14 protein-coding genes and 1 pseudogene are annotated in these 18258 nt (G+C 60.4%); all 15 read right to left on the bottom strand.

Translation table 11 applies throughout. The annotated features are described in order from the left end of the window. Positions 1–48: 48 nt before the first annotated feature. Positions 49–786: a cephalosporin hydroxylase family protein gene (locus tag PMI21_RS13790; protein ID WP_007938587.1), complete on the bottom strand. Its 738-nt coding sequence runs from the start codon at positions 784–786 to the stop codon at positions 49–51. A gap of 16 nt (positions 787–802) precedes the next feature. Then, a complete protein-coding gene (locus PMI21_RS13795) occupies positions 803–1873 on the bottom strand; it encodes a class I SAM-dependent methyltransferase (RefSeq protein WP_007938586.1) in 1071 nt (356 codons plus the stop codon). Continuing rightward, positions 1863–2720 carry an NAD-dependent epimerase/dehydratase family protein gene (locus PMI21_RS13800; RefSeq protein WP_033064008.1) on the bottom strand — a complete coding sequence of 286 codons (858 nt, stop codon included), beginning with the start codon at positions 2718–2720 and terminating at the stop codon, positions 1863–1865. Before PMI21_RS13800 ends, PMI21_RS13795 begins: the two co-directional genes overlap by 11 nt. Further along, entirely contained in the window at positions 2717–3946 is a 1230-nt protein-coding gene (locus PMI21_RS13805) for a class I SAM-dependent methyltransferase (RefSeq protein ID WP_007938584.1), read from the bottom strand. The genes PMI21_RS13800 and PMI21_RS13805 overlap by 4 nt, the downstream gene beginning before the upstream one ends. Next, complete coding sequence (locus tag PMI21_RS13810; RefSeq protein ID WP_007938583.1) at positions 3943–4503, bottom strand: dTDP-4-dehydrorhamnose 3,5-epimerase family protein; 561 nt, start codon at positions 4501–4503, stop codon at positions 3943–3945. The genes PMI21_RS13805 and PMI21_RS13810 overlap by 4 nt, the downstream gene beginning before the upstream one ends. Then, positions 4500–5582 carry a CDP-glucose 4,6-dehydratase gene (rfbG, locus tag PMI21_RS13815; RefSeq protein WP_007938582.1) on the bottom strand — a complete coding sequence of 361 codons (1083 nt, stop codon included), beginning with the start codon at positions 5580–5582 and terminating at the stop codon, positions 4500–4502. Before rfbG ends, PMI21_RS13810 begins: the two co-directional genes overlap by 4 nt. Before the next feature lie 41 nt (positions 5583–5623). Beyond that, a pseudogene (locus PMI21_RS13820) lies at positions 5624–5767 on the bottom strand (sugar phosphate nucleotidyltransferase); the annotation flags it as partial. Positions 5768–6038: 271 nt separating this feature from the next. Further along, positions 6039–9611 carry a glycosyltransferase gene (locus PMI21_RS13825; protein ID WP_007938572.1) on the bottom strand — a complete coding sequence of 1191 codons (3573 nt, stop codon included), beginning with the start codon at positions 9609–9611 and terminating at the stop codon, positions 6039–6041. A gap of 124 nt (positions 9612–9735) precedes the next feature. Further along, complete coding sequence (locus PMI21_RS13830; protein WP_007938569.1) at positions 9736–11304, bottom strand: flagellar hook-associated protein 3; 1569 nt, start codon at positions 11302–11304, stop codon at positions 9736–9738. A 13-nt stretch (positions 11305–11317) separates the two neighbouring features. Next, positions 11318–13378: a flagellar hook-associated protein FlgK gene (gene flgK, locus PMI21_RS13835; RefSeq protein WP_007938567.1), complete on the bottom strand. Its 2061-nt coding sequence runs from the start codon at positions 13376–13378 to the stop codon at positions 11318–11320. A gap of 23 nt (positions 13379–13401) precedes the next feature. Continuing rightward, positions 13402–14700: a flagellar assembly peptidoglycan hydrolase FlgJ gene (gene flgJ / locus PMI21_RS13840; protein ID WP_007938564.1), complete on the bottom strand. Its 1299-nt coding sequence runs from the start codon at positions 14698–14700 to the stop codon at positions 13402–13404. 11 nt (positions 14701–14711) lie between these two features. Beyond that, on the bottom strand, positions 14712–15800 hold the full coding sequence (locus tag PMI21_RS13845) for a flagellar basal body P-ring protein FlgI (protein WP_033064007.1): 1089 nt from the start codon (positions 15798–15800) through the stop codon (positions 14712–14714). Positions 15801–15827: 27 nt separating this feature from the next. Next, entirely contained in the window at positions 15828–16523 is a 696-nt protein-coding gene (gene flgH / locus PMI21_RS13850; RefSeq protein WP_007938561.1) for a flagellar basal body L-ring protein FlgH, read from the bottom strand. 52 nt (positions 16524–16575) lie between these two features. After that, positions 16576–17361, bottom strand: a complete 786-nt coding sequence (gene flgG, locus PMI21_RS13855; protein ID WP_007938559.1) for a flagellar basal-body rod protein FlgG — start codon at positions 17359–17361, stop codon at positions 16576–16578. 45 nt (positions 17362–17406) lie between these two features. Then, positions 17407–18147 carry a flagellar basal body rod protein FlgF gene (locus tag PMI21_RS13860; protein WP_007938557.1) on the bottom strand — a complete coding sequence of 247 codons (741 nt, stop codon included), beginning with the start codon at positions 18145–18147 and terminating at the stop codon, positions 17407–17409. Positions 18148–18258: the final 111 nt, after the last annotated feature.

Raw genomic sequence — 18258 nt, 5'->3', positions numbered from 1 at the left:
CCTATCCCCACAACCGGCCGATCGCCAAGTACCTGAAGCTGTTTTTGATTAACGAACGCGACGCAGATAGCCGTCCGGCGCCACGGTGATCAGCAGTTTGTTTTGCATCTGCTGGTCGATCTCGAAGTCCTTGTTTTCTTCCAGATACTTCCACACCGCAGTTTTCGGGTTATCGCCCGGGCCCCATGGACGATCCGGGAAGAAATCGGCTGGCATGTCTTCGACCACGGTGTCCATGACCACGCAGTAGCTGTCCACCGAAACCAGTGGTGCGTACAGGCGCAGTTCCTCCAGCACGTGATCGTGGGTGTGGTTGGAATCCAGCACCAGAATGACTTTCTTGCCTTCGGCGGCCGCGCGCACTTGGGCGGCGATGGCCGGGTCGATGCTCGAACCTTCGATCATCGAAATGCGCTTGCTCATCGGGTGGCTTTCGATGGCTTCGCGGTTGTGCGGGCGAATGTCGAGGTCGATGCCCAGCACTTCACCGTGGCCTTGCAGCTCCAACAAAGAGGCGTAGTAAATGATCGAACCGCCATGGGCGATGCCGCATTCGATCACCAGGTCCGGTTTGACCTGCCAGATGATTTCCTGCATCGCCATTATGTCTTGGGGAAACTGGATGATCGGACGGCCCATCCACGAGAAGTGGTAGCTGTATTTGTGCTTGGCCGATTCGTTGAAGAACTCACGGGCAAGGCCGGTGAGTTTCTGGTCATCGCCCTGACGGGCGATTTCGGCCTGGCACTCAGCTTCGAAAGCTTTATTGATGGTGTTATCGGTCATTTTAGAATCTCAATAATTACTGGAACGAAGTGCTGTCAACGGCGTGATAGACGTAGCGTCCACCGGTCATCCGCTTGATTTCTTCGAGGTAGTTGGAATTCATCACAAACAGGTTGGCACCTTCGGGCAAGGCATCCATGGCCTCTTGCGGCGAGGACACCCGCACGCCGCTCAGGGGCAGATAACGCCCCTGTTTGGCCGGGTTGATATCCACCACGCGATCCACCGCCACACCCGCGCGTTGCAGGAACAACGAATAAATCACGCCTTTGGACGAGGCGCCCCAGATCGCCGAGCCTTGCTCGGGCGCCGCTTGAATGATCTGCACCGCACGCTCAAGACTGCTGGTGAAACCGTCCGGCAATGCCTGGCGCGGCACCGGTTGTTCCGGCGTCAGGCGCAGCGTGGCCAGGTCGGCGACGATGTACAGGTATTGGCCACCGAACAGGTGACCGGTCTCGTGCACGGTGCCGAACATCCGGCGCAGGTCATCGAGGCGGAAATAATTGACGTGCTCGTAGAACAGGTCGAACCAGGCGCGGTGCTCAAGAATCCAGTCGAAGCACGGCACTTCGATGTAGATCTGCCCGCCCTGATTGGCCTCGGCCATCTCGGCGAGAAAACTCACCGGGTCCTGGATATGTTCCAGCACATGCCGCAGCACGATCGCGTCCGCCGACAGCCCCAGGCCGCGGGTGAACGGCGCCTTGATCACGTCGGCGTTGTCGCCTTCGTAGGCCGGGTCGATGCCGGTGATGGCGTAGCCCAAGCCTTTGAGCAGCTCAAGAAAGTAGCCTTTGCCGCAGCCGACTTCGATCAGTTCCTGACCCTTGAAGTGGCGGGCAATGATCCCTTCGACATCGCTCAGGTGCTTCTGGAACTGGCCGGAATGCGCCTGCTCGTTCTGATAGTCAGCGTCGTAGCTGAGTTTGTCGGCGTCGAAGGCCTGATTGAAGATTAGCCCGCTCGTCTCATCCTGCACCAACAGCATGTCGGCGCTGGCCGAAGCCCTGGCCGACTCCGGGTCGGCAAAGGTACGGTTCTGCAACACCGGCAGGCTGGCGACCCGATACAACTCATGCCTCATGCTCTGCTCCCAGTAGCTGTTGCAAGCGGTCCGCCACGCCCCAGAACGCCATCGGTTCATGGGTCGGGTATGGGTAATGGCCCAGGTTCAAACGGATCGACGCGCCACGCTCACGCAACCGCTGCTCGACCAGCGCCCTGACCGATACCGGCTGGCCACTGGAACAATTGATCACGCCATCGAATTCGCGCTGCTGCAGGATCGCGGCGAGGTAATCGGCGGCCGTGTCGATCGCCAGGTAATCACGCAACTGCTCGCCGGCCGACATGTTGAAGCTGTCGGCCCCGGCCTCGATTGCCCGGTCCAGTGCCGCCAGTAAACTGTTGGGGTTTTGCCCGGCACCGTGCAGGTAGAACAGCCGTGCCCATTGCAGGGTGAAGGGCTGTTGGCGCTGCAGGTTCTCGAGGAACAGTCGCAAGGTGTTCTTGGCCAGCCCGTAAGGGTTACTTGGTCGCGCCTCGGCCTGCTCGCCGAGCGGCCCGCTCTGCAGGCCGTATTCGAAACAGGTGCCGGTGATCAACACCTGCGACACGCCCGCCTCGACCGCCCCCTTGATAAACCGGTAATCGGCCATCAGGTTGTGTTCGAAGTGAAACAGCGCCTGATAATTCGGCAACCCCGGCCAGGCGAGATGCGCCAAGGCATCGACGCCATCGGTCAGCGCGGCGAAGTCCAGGTCGGAGGCATGAACATCCGCGGCCACGAATTCCACAGCGTTGATCCACGGTAATTGTGCGGCGGTCTCGACGTTACGCGCCACGGCCCGCACCTCGCAGCCACGGGCGAGCAAAGCCGCGACCAGATGTCGGCCGACGAACCCGGTGGCACCGGTCACCAGCACCTTCACAGCACAGTCAACTCAGGCACGGCGATCACGAAACGGCCGTCCCACTGCCGCACCTGGGCCAATTGCTGACTGACCTCGCGCAACAGGTTCCACGGCAACACCAGGATGTAATCCGGCTTTTCCAGATCGATCCGCGCCGGCGAAACGATCGGAATACGACTGCCCGGCATGTACTTGCCCTGCTTGTGCGGATTGACATCAGCCACCCAGGCCAGCAGATCCGTTTTGACCCCGGCGTAGTTGAGCAACGTGTTGCCCTTGGCCGCGGCACCATAACCGGCTACACGCTTGCCATCGGCTTTGGCTTGCAACAGGAACCGCAGCAGTCCGTGCTTGATGCCCTCGGCCGCTGGCGCCAGGGTTGCGTAGTACTCGGGGGTTTTCACCCCTGCTGCACGTTCGGCCTGCAGCTGCTGCTGAACACTTGTCTGCACCTCTCGGCGAACACCGTCGGCACGCTGGACGAACACCCGCAACGACCCGCCGTGGGTCGACAGCTGACTGACGTCAAACACCTTCAGGCCATTGCGCTCGCACAAGGTCTGCACGGCAGTCAGGGACAGATAGGAATAGTGCTCGTGATACAGCGTGTCGAACTGCTGGCCGGCCATCAGCGTCAGCAGTTGCGGAAACTCGAACGTCGCCACACCGGTCGGCTTGAGCAAGGAGGCAAAACCACCGAGGAAATCATTGATGTCCGGGACGTGGGCCAACACGTTGTTGGCGACCATCAGGTCGGCGGCCCAGCCTTCGCTTTTCAGTTGCGTGGCGGTATCGCGACCGAAGAACAGTTCACGAATCTCCAGGCCTTTTTCCCGCGCTGCTTGCGCGGTGCTGCGGGTTGGCTCAACGCCCAGACAAGGGATGCCGCGCCCGGCCACATACTGCAACAGGTAACCGTCATTGGCGGCGATTTCCACCACGCGGCTGTCGGCAGTCAGGCCGAAGCGTTCGACCATCTCCGCGACATAGCGCTCGGCATGGGCCAGCCAGGTGCTGGAGAACGAACTGAAATACGCATACTCGGCGTCGAACAGACTGTCGGCGCGGAAGTAATCCTCGATCTGCACCAACCAGCACTGCTGACACACCGCTGCCTTCAGCGGCATCCATTGCTCGGCCTGCTCCAGCTGATCGGCGCGAATGTAGGCATTGGACGGCGGCGATGTGCCGAGATCGATCAGCGGCAAGGCCAAAGAAGTACCGCAACCACGGCAGTTATTCATAGACGCACTCCAGAGAAGCGTTCATCGAGCAAGGGATGGCTGGCGTCCCGGGTTGTCAGATTATTGACAGGCAACGGCCAAGCGATGGCCAGCCGTGGATCGTTCACCGACAAACCGCCCTCGTGCTCCGGCGTGTAATCGGCGCTGTGCAGATAGAGCAATTCGGCATCATCGGTCAGGGTCTGGAAACCGTGGGCAAACCCGGCCGGGATCAACAGGCTGCGTCCGTCACCCGCCTTCAGGTGCTCGGCGTGCCATTGCAGAAAGGTTTCGGAGTCGGGACGCAAGTCCACCGCCACATCCCAGACTTCGCCGCGCAGACAGGTAACCAGCTTGGCTTCCGGTGCGTTGGAATTTTGATAATGCAGCCCCCGCACACTGCCTCGTAAACGTGTGCAGGAACGATTGATCTGGCGGATATGAAACGGCTGGCCGAACGCGCTCAGGCTGCCTTCGCAGAACAGCCGGGCGAAGTGCCCGCGATCATCTTCGAAGCGTTTGTGCTGCACGCTGAACAGTCCGGCCAGCGGCAAGGTCTTCAATAAAAACTCGCTCACAGCGCGCCTCGATACAGGTTCAACTGACGCAGGGTGATTTCACGCATGTCATCGCCGTTCTGCCACGCCAGGTGCCAATCGAGGGTCTGGGTCAGGCACTGCTGCAACGACCAGCGCGGTTGCCAGGCCAACAGTTGACAGGCGCGACTGCTGTCCAGACGCAACAGGCCGGCTTCGTGCAAATCACTCGGTTCGATGCGCAATCCGCGCGCTTGCGGCCAGCGGTTGGCGAGCAACTCGACCACTTCACCGACGCTGCACATGTCCGCTTCGCTCGGGCCGAAGTTCCACGCGCCGGCAAACTGCGGGCCTCGCTCATAAAGGCCGGCAGCGAGTCGCAGGTAACCCGCCAAAGGTTCAAGAGCGTGCTGCCAGGGGCGCACGGCCTGCGGGTAGCGCAGGGTCACGGGCTGGTCGGCCGACCAGGCCTTGAGCACATCGGGGATCAGGCGTTCAGGCGCAAAGTCACCGCCGCCCAGCACGTTGCCGGCACGCGCGGTGGCCAACGCCAAGCCATGCTCGGCATATTTGTCGGCCGGGAAAAACGATGCGGCGTAAGACTGCGCCAACAATTCGCAACAAGCCTTGCTGCTGCTGTAAGGGTCGTGTCCCCCCAGGGCTTCGTCCTCGCGGTACGGCCACAGCCATTCCTTGTTGGCGTAAACCTTGTCGGTAGTCACCAGCACACAAGCACGCACGCCGCCAACCTGGCGGATCGCTTCAAGCAGATTGAGCGTGCCCATGACGTTGCTGGAATAGGTGCCGAGCGGATCGCGATAGCCTTCGCGCACCAGCGGTTGGGCCGCCAGGTGCAGGACGATTTCCGGCTGCACGTCGGCGATCAGTTCCAGCAAGGCACCGAGGTCACGCAGGTCACCGCGCTGATCGTTGATGCCCTCATGCACCCGCGCCAGTTCGAACAGGCTCGGCTCGGTGGACGGATCAAGGGCAAACCCGCTGACCTCGGCCCCGAGGCTTTGCAGCCACAACGTCAACCAGCTGCCCTTGAAACCGGTATGGCCGGTCAGCAGCACCCGTTTGCCGCGCCAGAACTCTGGACTCAGGCCCATTGCTTCCATGGGGCCTCCCCGCGCTGCCACAGCGCTTCGAGGCGGTTCTTGTCATGAATCCCGTGGGCGGAGTGCTGTTTCAAGATGTGCCAAAGAATTGGCTTGCCACTGACCTCGATCATCGGCTTGGGCTTGAGGTGCGACTCTTCGCTGATGCGCGTGCCCAGGCCACCCGCCAGAATTACTGCCTTCATCGTCTCCCCTCTTGTTCTTCACAGAGCTCGGCCAAGCTATTTCAAGCTTTTGCGGGCTGTCTGGCTAAAACGCTCTGCCGTGTCAGGCGCTGGCGTACCGGCCGCAAGCGCTCGTTTTATGGCGATATGAGGGGGACTTGCAGGAAACGCGCCAGCTCATGAATCCAGATAAAAGGCAGAAAAAAGGGACGAATCCGGATCATGCAGACCGGGTTCGTCCCCAATCGTAAAGCGGGCCCATGGCCGCCTGCATGGGTACATCCATGCTCGATCAGTTTGGCAGCCAGCCCTCGACCCAGTAGTTGAGGTTGTTGCCCTTGAGCATGTAATCGCGCAGCACTTCTTCGCGCAGCGCATCGCCCATGCGATAGCTCGCATCAGGGTCGGACAGGTGCATGCGGATTGCCTCGAGCCATTCCTCGGTGCTGTTGCTCACGACCTTGGTGCAGGGCAGATAACCGCGATAGGCCTCGGTGTCGGTACAGATCACCGGGTAACCGCAGGCGCCGTACTCCAACAGACGCAGGTTGCTCTTGCAGTCGTTGAAGATATGGAACTCCAGAGGTGCCAAGGCCAGATCGAGGTTCAGGCTGGCCAGTTTGGCCGGATAGGCCTCCAGGCCGATGCTGGGATGGAACTCATGGACAAACGGACGCAACGCCGGCGGGCACATGCCGAAGAACACCCATTCGACTTCGTTGGCAAGCAGGCGTACCACGTCCGCAATGATCGCCAGGTCCCCATCATGACTCGTCCCGCCGCCCCAACCCACACGAGGTTTGCGAGAAGTGCGGCGCTGACTGGTGAGCCCGGTCCAGAGATGCGGCGCAAGCATATTCGGGACGACCCGGATATCGTGATGCATATCCCGCAATGCATCGGCCAAGGGCTGGGTCGAGACCACAACCCGGTCACACAGCCCTACGCCACGGCGCACTATTTTATCGACCCCGACCTCAGCCTTGCGCAGGTGCGCGTTCTTCTTCGGGACATCAATCACATAATCGTCAAGTTCGAAGATGCGGAAAGCGTGCGAACAGTTTTTGACTCGTTCAACCTCATCGACCGCATTCTGGCTATAGCGCCCCTGCAACACGATCACGTCGGGGGAGCACCGCTCAAGGTCAATGTCTGTCGGCGTGTGATAACTCAGGTGCCCCACCACGCGCCCGGCCGCCTCCAACTCACGGAACGGCTGGGCAACCCGGTAATGGCCCACGGCGGTGGTATTGATTGGAATCCCCAGCACCTTGGGCAAAAGCTGACGCGAGAACGGGTCCCAGCCATCCTTGAATCCCGGCTCCAGACTGAAGTTGCTGGCGCCCAGACTCAGATTGGGGTTGTAGGCCGGATCCCTGGCTATCACCGGCAACCATCGCTGGTAAAAACTTTTCTGCTCGGCCTGCAGCACCCTGGGAGCGGGATTGAAGGCAGAGGATGGAACCACTCGCATCAATTCGGCGTAGGGAGTCCACACCACCAGGTATCCGTTTTGCTTCACGCGCAGGCAAAAGTCAGCGCCATTGAGTGCTTGCGCCAGATTTTGCTCGTCCAGGCCATGCAGCTCATCAAAAACCTTCTTGCGCACGAGCAGGCAATCGATGCCCACGGCACTGAAATTCTGTACCGTCTGCTGGCGCTGCATGTAACCGGACGTGTTGAGCGGCTCACCACGATTGGGAACACCGACAACTCCCCGCAACCCCAGTACCTGGGCCGTGCCCTCGATACGCCCTTGCGGACTCACCAGCCGACCGCCGACCACGCCGACTTCCGGACGCTGAGCGTGATTGAGCAACTCGTCGAGCCAATCGGGGCTCACAACGACACTGTAGGGGCTGAGAAACAACAGATAGTCGCCACGGGCGTGGCCGGCAGCGTAGTTCTGCACTGCCGCCAGATTGTCACCATGATCACAGCGCAACACCCGAAGTTTGTCACTGCCCATTTGCTCCATGGCCGACAGCCAGTTGCAGGCATCAACGGCAGTACTGCCATTGTCGACAATGAGAACTTCATAGCGTTGGCAGGCGGTTTTCTCCAACAGACTTTCGACGCAACGTTCCAGGGAGCCCAGTTCATCACGGGTCGCAATGATGATCGAGACCATGGCCGGCTCATCATGCAGGTAGTCCACACGATTGATCATCGGCTGGCTGCCGGAGCGAATCCGGTGCGGTGCGCCGAGTCGCTGCAGATGCGCGGCCAGCACGCGAGGGCTCTGCTCGATAATCTGCGGCTGCGTGAGCCACTGGGAGAGACACAAAGCGGACTCCACAAGAACTTCAGTGATGTGCCCGATCGCGTGTGGCCCATTACTCTCCACCAGTCGCCAGACCAGATCATGCACACCCAGCTCGCCAAAACCGTGTTGCATGCCACCCAGCTCGATCATCCGCTGCCGTTGCAGGGCCAGCACGCGGCCGACATAGGGATAGCTGCGCATCAGATCCAGGTTGAAGTCCGGCTTGAACACCGGCTCGACCGAGACGTCATCACGCAATCCGCCCTCGTCACTGTAGAGGCAGCGCACTTCAGGCATTTCCACCATGCGCTCTGCCAGCAACAGCAAAGCCAGTTCATTCAAGCGATCCCCCGCGCGAACCAGATAGATCCAATCTGCATTGTCCAACTGGGCCAGCAGGCGATTGAACTGGGTAACCGGTTCATCATCCAGGCGCACATGACGCACACCGTCGCATGGCGCGTGCTGCAATTGGGACAGCACTACCACTTGCTCAGAAGCATAGGTTTGCTGACGAATACTCTTGAGCGTCTCTTCCAGCGCCGGAACATCGCCTTCGCTGTCGAGAACAATCGGCACGATGCGCGGACGCCAGCTCCAACCCTGCAATCGGGCGTCGAGCAAACGTTGCTGGGCCGGTTTCAAACGACGGCACGACAGCCATTCCCGGTACATGTCGGCAAAGCTCTCGCACTCGACGCCTACCCGGGTGTGCACCATCGTTTGAATGAAGCCCAGTTGCCGGCCCAGCGCGGTTTCTTCCCAGGCATAGGCGTGCCCTTCAATCGCATCGGCCAATGCCAGATAACGTACCCAGCCCGGCGCAGGCGCCGGCTCACCACTGCGCAAGGCAAGCATTTGCTTGAGCCAGTCGAGCTCGGTCATTACCGCAGCCTTGACTGGCGCCTGATCGCTCAGCCGCGCCGGATGCAAACGTTCAAGGCTCAACACCTGACCTACCACCACCAGATTGCCACGCCGTAGCAGGCAGGCAAACAAGGCGAAGTCCAGACACGCGATAAAACCTTCGCCGATCTGAGTCAGGGCCGGCAAATATTCCAGCGCATGACGGGTTCGCAACAACGCCCCGCTGAGGCCACTGAGAAAATTGACCGGACTGCTTTCCAGAATGCCCAGCAGATCCTCACCCTTGAACAAGGTGACACCGGTGGAAAAACAGCAATTTTCCACACGGTCGGAAAGCAGGATGTAATCACTGTCGTAAAACTGCCGCTGGCCGATCACCAGGTTGACGTCGTTGTGGTCGATGAAGCCGCCGATCTGCTGAGTGATGCATTCAGGAAGTAGCTGGTCGTCGTCACACAGCAACTTCAGATAGTCACCGCTGGCCTCTTGCGCGCAGGCCATGAGGTTGGCCTGAAAACCCAGGCGCTGCGGATTGCGCACATAGCGCAGGCGAATCGAGACAGGCACCTCACAGGCATCGACGATCTCGCGGATCTCATCACCGCTACTGTCATCGCAGATGATCACTTCAAGATTGGCGTAGGTCTGATTCAGCGCGCTTTGCAGTGCCGTCTGGAAGAACTGCGGGTTGAAGGCGGGGATGGCGATGGTGACAAGAGGTGCTGGTTTCACGGCGGGAGAACTCGCGAGCGGCGGGAGCTTACTTCAACGAAGTGAAACTCCCCGAACCGCTGAATAAAGACGGTTTGCACTCGGCAGTCGCAAGCCTTCGCGAGATCATCGCGAAGGCCCTGACTCAGACTTTGTTGAACAGCCCCAACTGAGCGATCTTGCTGAACGCCAGTTGCGAAGCTTGCAGCATGGTCTGCTGCAGAGTCAGGCGGGTCATTACCTCAGCCGGATCGGAATCGCGAATGGCCGATTGGGTCTGGGTGTTGGCGAGTGCCAGACTCTGGTTGATATCAGTCTGGGTATCCAATGACGCACCGCGACCGCCTACAGAACTGATACCGGAGGCCAGTTGGTCCATGCCGCTGGACAGGTTGCCGATACCGGCAGTGACTGCAGCGTTCATTTGCTGAACGGCAATCGGATTATTATTGGTTGGCGTCGACAGCGCTGTTTTCAGCTGGCTGACGGTGTCCAGAATGTTTTGGGTCTGGTGCGTGTTGACCGCCACCGAGAACTGATCGCCTGCACCCGGCGTACCGGCCACGGTGAACGAGACACCCGATGCTGTCGCGGTCGTACCGGCCATGGTACCGGTGGACACCGGTTTACTGTTGGCGGTCAATGGCGCGGCATAGAGTTCGAAGTTCGTGGCACTGGTGAACTTGAGAATCGCCCCGCCGCCCGGGAAGCTGGCGTGGTAGTTGGTGCTGTTGGTCACAGAGGCGCCGGTGACCAGCGCGGTCGACGGGTTGCCCGGGCTGCGCGAAGTGTTGAAGCTGTCCGGCTTGGCTGCCAGCGTGAAGCTGTGCCCGGTGATCACGGTTCCCGGGACATCCCCCGCTTGCAGGTTGATGTTCAAGTTCAGATCAAGGCCACGGAAACTGACAGTCTGTGTGGCCGCACCACTGGTGGAACTGAACACGCCGTTCTGACTGGCCTCGGCGGTGACATCATTACCCAACGAGTCCGTAATTTGCAGCTGCGTACCGCTGACGAAACTCACGGTGTAAGGCTCGCCGCTGCGGAACTTGGCGTTGTAGGTGACATCGGATTCGACCTGACCGTTGGACAGCACCACACGACCGTCATCGACCGCAGGCGCGGTGAGCGTGGTCTGGGTCCGGGTAGTGTTGATCGCCTGCTGGAACACGTCCCAACCGGTGCTGTTGGTGGCCATCGACTGGGTATCGCCGATTGGCAGATCCAGCGTGACCTGATCACCGTTGTAGGTGTAGCTGCCATCGGTGTTGCGGGAGAACGGCACCACATCGCCCTTGGATCCGGAGAAAATGTACTTGCCGTTTTCATCCTTGGTGTTCATCAGGCTGAGCAGTTGTTCTTCGATCTGCCCCAGTTCGGAAGCGTTGGCCTGTCGGTCGGCATCGGTATAGCCAGCGTTGCCAGCGCCCAGCGCCAGCTCTTTGGCACGCTGCAGCACGTTGCCGATACTGGTCATCACCGCTTCGGTCTGGCCGAGGGTGCCTTTGATGGTGGTCATGTTGGCCGAATACTGATCAAGCATCGAAGCCTGCTGACCCAATTGCAGCAGACGCGAAGCGCCGACCGGATCATCGGCCGCGGTATTCACGCGAACCAGGCTGCTGGCCTCTTCACTGCTCTTGACCACGTTGGAAAAGTTCTTCTGATAGTTGGCAGCAGAGGACTCGTAAAACTGGGCGGTAGAAATGCGCATGGGCTACGACTCCTTAAAGACTGTTGATCAGTGTGCTGAAGATTTCCTGCGCAGCCTTGATGATCTGCGAAGACGCGGTGTAGTACTGCTGGTACTTGACCAGGTTGCCGGTTTCCTCATCGAGGTCGACACCGGACAAGGAATCGCGAGCGCCCTTGGCGTTGGCCAGAATCGCTTCAGTGGCAGCGCTGTCGAGCTTGCCTTGCGCGGCCTTGGCGCCAACGCCCGAGACCAGCTTGCCGTAGGCGTCGTTCAGGGAAATACCGTTGCTGGCCGAACCGGTGTCCACAGTCTGCTTGGTCTGCAAGGCAGCCAGTGTGGTGCCGTTACGGTTATCCAGCGAACCCGGCTGGCTGAGCGATACGTTGATCGCGGTGCCGTTGGCTGGCGAACCAGCCACGGTCATGTCAAACGACACAGTGCGCTGCACGATGGGCGGTCCCGGATCATTGATCGCGGCACCGGTGGCGTCGACCAGTGGAATGGTCAGGCTCAGCGTATTGTTCTGGCCCGGCACGATGGTGCCGCTGCTGAGCGAGTTGCCTTGGGCGTCGAGCATTTGGAAAGTCTGAGTCGTACCACCGGCCGCACCAAATACGATTTTGACCGGCGTCGACGTCTTCAGGCCGTTCTGGATCGTGGTGGTGGTCGCCGTGTCGTAGATATCGAACTTCGTGGTCAAGGTCGGTTGGCCGCTGGCCGGAATCGTCAATGTTCCGCTGCCGCCCGCAGCAATTGCCGCGCCCAACGGTGCCGCGATGGCCAGACGCTTGGAGTCGGTCATCTCGGTCTTGATGTTGGTCGCCGCGTTGCGGGTCGGGGTGATCTTGAACGTGTCGCCGGCGGCTGCGGTGCCACCGGAAAGTGTCATGGAGAAACCATCGATCACCGGCGGTGGCGTGGTCAGCGTGCTGAACGCGCCCATGGCGGTGCCTTCAGGCAGACGCTGCACGGTGTAGTTGGTGGCGCTGGTGAAGGTGACCTTGTAATCGTTGATGGTCAGCTTGCCGCTGTCCTCGATGCTCACGTCGAAGTTGCCTGAGCCGGCGCTATTGCCGACCGTGGCAACGCTGCGCTGAGCCATTTGCGCGGCAGTGTTGATGCTGTTGAACAGGTTCGAACCGAAGTCACCGTTCTTGTCGATGCCCTGGGCCTGGACAGTGTTCATCTGATCGGCGACAACCAGCGCCACACGCCCCAGCTCGTTCATGGCCGGGTCCAGCACGGTGCTGCGATAACGCAGCAAGCCGCCCATTTCACCACCGGTCATTACCGAGGTGATGTCGATGGTGCTCGAACCGCGATTGAGCTGAATGGCCGAACGCGATGGGTCTTCTTTGCTCGGCACCACTTCCAGCTTGCTGGCGGTGCTGCCCATGACCAGCGGCTGACCGCTGCCCAGGTAAATGTCGAGGTTACCGTCACGCTCGAGCACTTGCGCACCGGTGAAGGTGGACAACTGGCGTACGGTCTCGTTGCGCGCGTCGAGCAAGTCGTTGGGCTGGCCGCCGGCGTTGGAAACTTCGGAGATCTTCTGGTTCAACTGGGCCACGGTGGTCGCCAGTTTGTTGACCTGATCGGCCATGTCCGCCAGGTTGCCGTTGATGTTCGCGTTCTGCGTGGTCAACTGACTGGAGATCGAGTTGAAACGATTGCTCAGGGCTTGCGCATCGCTGAGCAGCAGTTGGCGGGAAGCATCGTCGCCCGGTTTGGCGTTGACGTTCTGTACCGAGGCGAAGAACTTGGTCAGGGCGCCGTTGAGGCCGGTGCCGCTGTCCGACAGCAACGCATCGAGCGGGCTGATCTGCCCGGCGTAGGCCGCCGAGTCGCTGTTGAGCGAGGTAGTGGTTTGCAGTTGCGCATCGAGGTAGCTGTTGTACACCCGACGCACATCAGCCAGGGTCGTACCCGTGCCGATGTAGACATTGCCGAACTGATTCGAGGCCTTGCTGCCCTGCACGGTTTGCTGACGCGAGTAGCCTGCGGTGTCGGCGTTGGCAATGTTGTTACCGGTAACCATCAACGCGCTTTGGCCAGCGGATAAACCCGACATCCCGATGTTGAGCAAACTCATGATTCAAACCTTATGCCTTGTGCCTATAAAGGCGTAGTGGAAGCGCCCGCTGCAGCGTAGTTTTGGTAACTCGTCATCTGCTTGGCTATCTGCGAAATCTTGCTTGCGTAATCCGGGTCGGTTGCATACCCGGCTTTTTGCAACTCGCGTACAAACTGTTCTGGGTTATCGGCCGACTTCAGCACATCTTGATAGCGATTGTTGCTTTGCAGCAGCGTCACAAGGTCATGGAAGCTGTCCTTGTAAGAGGCGTAGGAACGGAACTCGGCCGTCTCCTTGACCATCTCGCCATTTCTGAATTCGCTGGTGATCGCCCGCGCCGAATCGCCCTTCCAGTTACCGCTGGCCTTGATCCCGAACAGGTTGTGGCTACTGCTGCCATCCTGGGCGCGCATGACCGATTTGCCCCAACCGGTTTCCAGGGCGGCCTGAGCCACCAGATAACGCGGATCGACACCAATACGGTCGGCGGCTTCTTTGGCCATCGGCAGCATGGTATTGACGAATTCGTCGGCGGAACTGAAGGCTTTTTTCGCCGGCGCCAGGGGAATTTGAGCCATGGCACGACCATAAATCTGCAGGCGCCCGCTGGAGGTCGTATCCGTTTGCGAAGCCAGCCAGTCGCCGTTGTACAGCGGGCCGGAACCGGTCGTGGTGCTCGGCGGCACCTGGATTTTGTTCGGCGTTGCGGTGGCGGTTGTCGCCGTGGTCGATGCTGACGGCACCAACCCTGCGAGCAAACGGTCGGCCAGTTTCGGTGGCAGCGCCAGACGCCGCTGATTGATCAGCGCCATGTCGTTGCGGTGTGTACCCTCGCCCGCGCCTGCCGGCGTCTTCACCGCGCGTGAAGCCCACAACGGGCGCTCACCGTTGAGGCGCGACAGCGGCCCATTGGTGGCGACCGTACCGGCGGCAATCGGTGTTTCCACGGCGGCGCTCGCGGCGGCTTGCTTGGCAGCAGACGCGGCAGCGGCCTCACCCGGCGCCAGCGGTTTGTTCTTCGACATCTGGCGCATCAGCACATCAGCCAGGCCAATACCGCCGCCCTCGCGGGACAGGGAAACGGCCAACTGCTGGTCGTACATTTCCTGGTATTGCTTGGCCGCCGGCGTGTTGAGCGGATTGTCCTGGCCCAGCGCTTCGGTGGCCGAGCGCATGGACTTGAGCATTTCACCGAGGAACAGCGACTCGAATTCCTGCGCCACTTTGCGCATGTTCGCATCGCTGTTCTTGTCGCCGACCTTGAGCTGATTCAAACGATTCAGGTCCGAGTAGGAACCCGAATCGCTGCTGCTGACCAGACCACTTTTGCGCATATCCATGATCGCCGTCCTCAGATCACGATCAGGTCGGCTTGCAACGCGCCGGCCTGTTTCAGCGCTTCAAGGATCGCCATCAAGTCACCCGGCGCCGCGCCGACCTGGTTCACCGCACGAACGATCTCGTCGAGGGTGGTGCCCGGGCCGAACTTGAACATCGGCTTGGCTTCTTGCTGAGCGTTGACCCGCGAGCGCGGCACGACCGCCGTCTGCCCGTTGGACAGAGGGCCGGGCTGGCTGACGATCGGGTCTTCGGTGATGGTCACGGTCAGGCTGCCGTGGGTCACGGCGGCCGGGGAAACCTTGACGTTCTGGCCGATCACGATGGTGCCGGTGCGCGAATTGATGATGACTTTCGCCACCGCCTGACCCGGATCGACTTCGAGGTTTTCGAGGATCGACAAATAGTCGACCCGCTGGCTCGGATCGAGTGGAGCGGTCACGCGGATCGAGCCACCGTCGATAGCCTGAGCGACGCCAGGGCCAAGCATGTCGTTGATCTTGTCGACGATGCGCTTGGCCGTGGTGAAGTCCGAACGGTTGAGGTTCAGTGTCAGGCTGTTGCCCTGATTGAAGCCGCTTGGCACTGCACGCTCGACCGACGCACCACCGGGGATACGACCGGCCGACGGAACGTTGACGGTAATCTTGGAACCGTCACGACCTTCGGCATCGAAACCGCCGACCACCAGGTTGCCCTGAGCGACGGCGTAGACGTTGCCATCGATACCTTTGAGCGGCGTCAACAGCAAGGTGCCGCCGCGCAGGCTCTTGGAGTTACCGATGGACGCTACGGTGATATCGATCTGCTGACCCGGCTTGGCGAAAGCTGGCAAATCGGCGCTGATCGACACGGCCGCGACGTTCTTCAATTGCACGTTACCGGAACCTGCCGGCACCTTGATGCCGAACTGCGAGAGCATGTTGTTGAAGGTCTGCAGAGTGAACGGGGTCTGGGTCGTCTGATCGCCAGTGCCGTTAAGCCCGACCACCAGGCCATAGCCAATCAATTGGTTGGAACGCACGCCGGAAATACTGGCGATGTCTTTCAGCCGTTCGGCTTGAGCATCGAAGGCCGCGCACAGCAACAGGGCGCCCACCATAAGGCTTTTCAGATTCAACGTAGCCACCTAGAAAGGGAACAGCGGGCTGAGGAAGAAACGGTCGAACCAGCCTGGCTGACTCGCATCGGCAAACGCACCGGTGCCCGAATAGGTGATACGTGCATCGGCGACGCGGGTCGACGACACGGTGTTATCGGTGGCGATGTCATCGGCGCGAACGAGGCCGGCAATCCGTACCAGTTCGTCACCGGTGTTGAGGGTCAGCCACTTCTCGCCGCGCACAGCGATGATGCCGTTGGGCAACACATCGGCAACGGTCACAGTGATCGAACCGGTCAGGCTGTTGCTTTGGCCGGTCTTGCTGTCGCCTTTGCTTGCGCGATCAGCTTTGTAGCCGGCGTTCAGGCTCAAGTCGTTGCCACCGATCGGGTTGTTGGTGGTCAGGCTGGAGCCGAACAACGAGGTCAGGCCGACGCTGGTGTCGCTGGTCTTGTCGATCTGCGAGTTGGCGTTCTTGCTCGCCTGGGTGCGCTCGTTCAGGGTGATGGTGATGATGTCACCCACCCGGAACGCCTTGCGGTCGCTGTACAGGTTCTGTTCGAAACCGGCCTGGTAGATCGAGCCGTTATTGGCGGCAGCCGGCAGCGGCGTGCGCGGCAACACCGGGGCGTAGTAAGGGTCATTGGGCTTGGGCGTCGGACCGACGCACCCCGCCAGCGCGGCGACCCCACTCAGTGCCAGAACAGATACAAAGCGATTCATGACCCTACCTCACGGTGTTGCAGGCGACCTCATGGCCGCCTCATAGACTTGATTACAGATTCTGCGTTACGAACGAGAGCATCTGGTCGGCGGTGGAGATCACTTTGGAGTTCATCTCGTAGGCGCGCTGAGTGGTGATCATGTTGACCATCTCTTCAACGGTGCTGACGTTGGACGTTTCCAGAGTGTTCTGCAGCGTGGTGCCGAAACCGGCCAGGCCCGGGGTGCCGACTTGCGGCGCACCACTGGCAGCGGTTTCCAGGAACAGGTTGTTACCCACCGCTTGCAGACCGGCCGGGTTGATGAAGTCGGCGGTTTGCAGGTTGCCGATCACTTGGGCGGCCGGGCTGCCGGCAACAGTGATGGACACGGTGCCGTCACGGCCAACGGTGAACGTCTGGGCGTTGTTCGGAATGACAATGGCCGGCTCCAGGGCGAAGCCGCTGGCGTTGACGATCTGCCCGTTGGAATCCAGGTGGAAGGTACCGTCACGGGTGTAGGACGTCGTGCCATCGGGCTGCAGGATCTGGAAGAAACCGCGACCGTCGATGGCCATGTCCAACGGCTGCTCGGTGGTTTGCAGGCTGCCGGCGGTGAAGTTTTTCTGGGTGCCGACGATGCGCACACCGGTACCCACTTGCAGACCCGACGGCAGTTCGCTGTCCTGGGTCGACTGGGCGCCTGGCTGGCGTTTGATCTGATACAGCAAGTCCTGGAACTCGGCGCGATCACGCTTGAAACCCGTGGTCGATACGTTCGCCAGGTTGTTGGAAATGGTGGTGAGGTTAGTATCCTGGGCGGACAGACCTGTTTTGGCAACCCATAGAGCCGGAAGCATTCGATTCTCCTCGTGCGCCTGTTTTACGGCGCGACGTTCTGATAATTAGCTGATCTGCAAGACCCGAGCCATGGCCTGGTCATCGTCTTTGGCGGTGTTCATCATCTTGATGTGCAGCTCGAACTGCTTGGCCAGCGCCAGTACCGAAGTCATTTCTTCCACGGCATTGACGTTGCTCGACTCGAGGAACCCGGACACCAGTTTGACGCCGGCATCGGCTTGCGCCGGCTTGCCGTCCTTGGTGTTGATCGAACCGTCCAGGCCTTTGGTCATGTTCTTGAAGTCCGGGTTGACCAGCTTGATGCGGTCGACTTCGGCCATCACACGCGGGCCTTCGCCCATCGCGCGGATGCTGACGGTGCCGTCTTCGCCGACTTCGATCTGCTGCTCGGGCGGCACGGCAATCGGCCCGCCATTGCCCATCACCGGCATGCCGTTGCCGGCGCGCAGCACGCCCAGCGCGTCAACGTTCAGGCTGCCGGTGCGCACGTAGCTTTCACCGCCATTGGGGTTCTGCACGGCGATCCAGCCGTTGCCTTGCACCGCGACATCAAGGTCGCGACCGGTTTCCACCAGCGCGCCAGGAGAGAAGTCGGTGGCCGGACGTTCGCTCATGGCAAACGCACGCGCCGGAAAGCTGTCACCAAACACCGGCATCGAACGGGCCTGTTCCAGGTCCTTCTGAAAACCATTGGTAGAGATGTTCGCCAGGTTGTTGGCATGAGCCTTCTGCGCCAGTGCATTCTGGCTGGCGCCGGTCATTGCCACATAAAGGTACTTGTCCACACTCTTTCCTCTGCATGCCGGACGTTTGCCGCCCACCGCTGTACTGCTGAGCCATAAGCAATTTGCAGACCAACTTTTTTCTGGCGGCGCCGGGCCCGGCAAACAAAGGAC

The organism is Pseudomonas sp. GM18, from assembly GCF_000282195.1.
Taxonomy (GTDB): Bacteria; Pseudomonadota; Gammaproteobacteria; order Pseudomonadales; family Pseudomonadaceae; genus Aquipseudomonas.
This window is presented reverse-complemented; position numbering and strand designations above follow the sequence as displayed.

Excerpts from the sequence above, each read along its gene's own strand:
- flgG (WP_007938559.1), bottom strand. The coding sequence starts at position 17,361 with ATGCTTCCGGCTCTATGGGTTGCCAAAACAGGTCTGTCCGCCCAGGAT.
- flgK (WP_007938567.1), bottom strand. The coding sequence starts at position 13,378 with ATGAGTTTGCTCAACATCGGGATGTCGGGTTTATCCGCTGGCCAAAGC.
- PMI21_RS13805 (WP_007938584.1), bottom strand. The coding sequence starts at position 3,946 with ATGAATAACTGCCGTGGTTGCGGTACTTCTTTGGCCTTGCCGCTGATC.
- PMI21_RS13845 (WP_033064007.1), bottom strand. The coding sequence starts at position 15,800 with ATGGTGGGCGCCCTGTTGCTGTGCGCGGCCTTCGATGCTCAAGCCGAA.
- PMI21_RS13830 (WP_007938569.1), bottom strand. The coding sequence starts at position 11,304 with ATGCGCATTTCTACCGCCCAGTTTTACGAGTCCTCTGCTGCCAACTAT.
- PMI21_RS13795 (WP_007938586.1), bottom strand. The coding sequence starts at position 1,873 with ATGAGGCATGAGTTGTATCGGGTCGCCAGCCTGCCGGTGTTGCAGAAC.
- rfbG (WP_007938582.1), bottom strand. The coding sequence starts at position 5,582 with ATGGAAGCAATGGGCCTGAGTCCAGAGTTCTGGCGCGGCAAACGGGTG.
- flgJ (WP_007938564.1), bottom strand. The coding sequence starts at position 14,700 with ATGGATATGCGCAAAAGTGGTCTGGTCAGCAGCAGCGATTCGGGTTCC.
- PMI21_RS13790 (WP_007938587.1), bottom strand. The coding sequence starts at position 786 with ATGACCGATAACACCATCAATAAAGCTTTCGAAGCTGAGTGCCAGGCC.
- flgH (WP_007938561.1), bottom strand. The coding sequence starts at position 16,523 with ATGAATCGCTTTGTATCTGTTCTGGCACTGAGTGGGGTCGCCGCGCTG.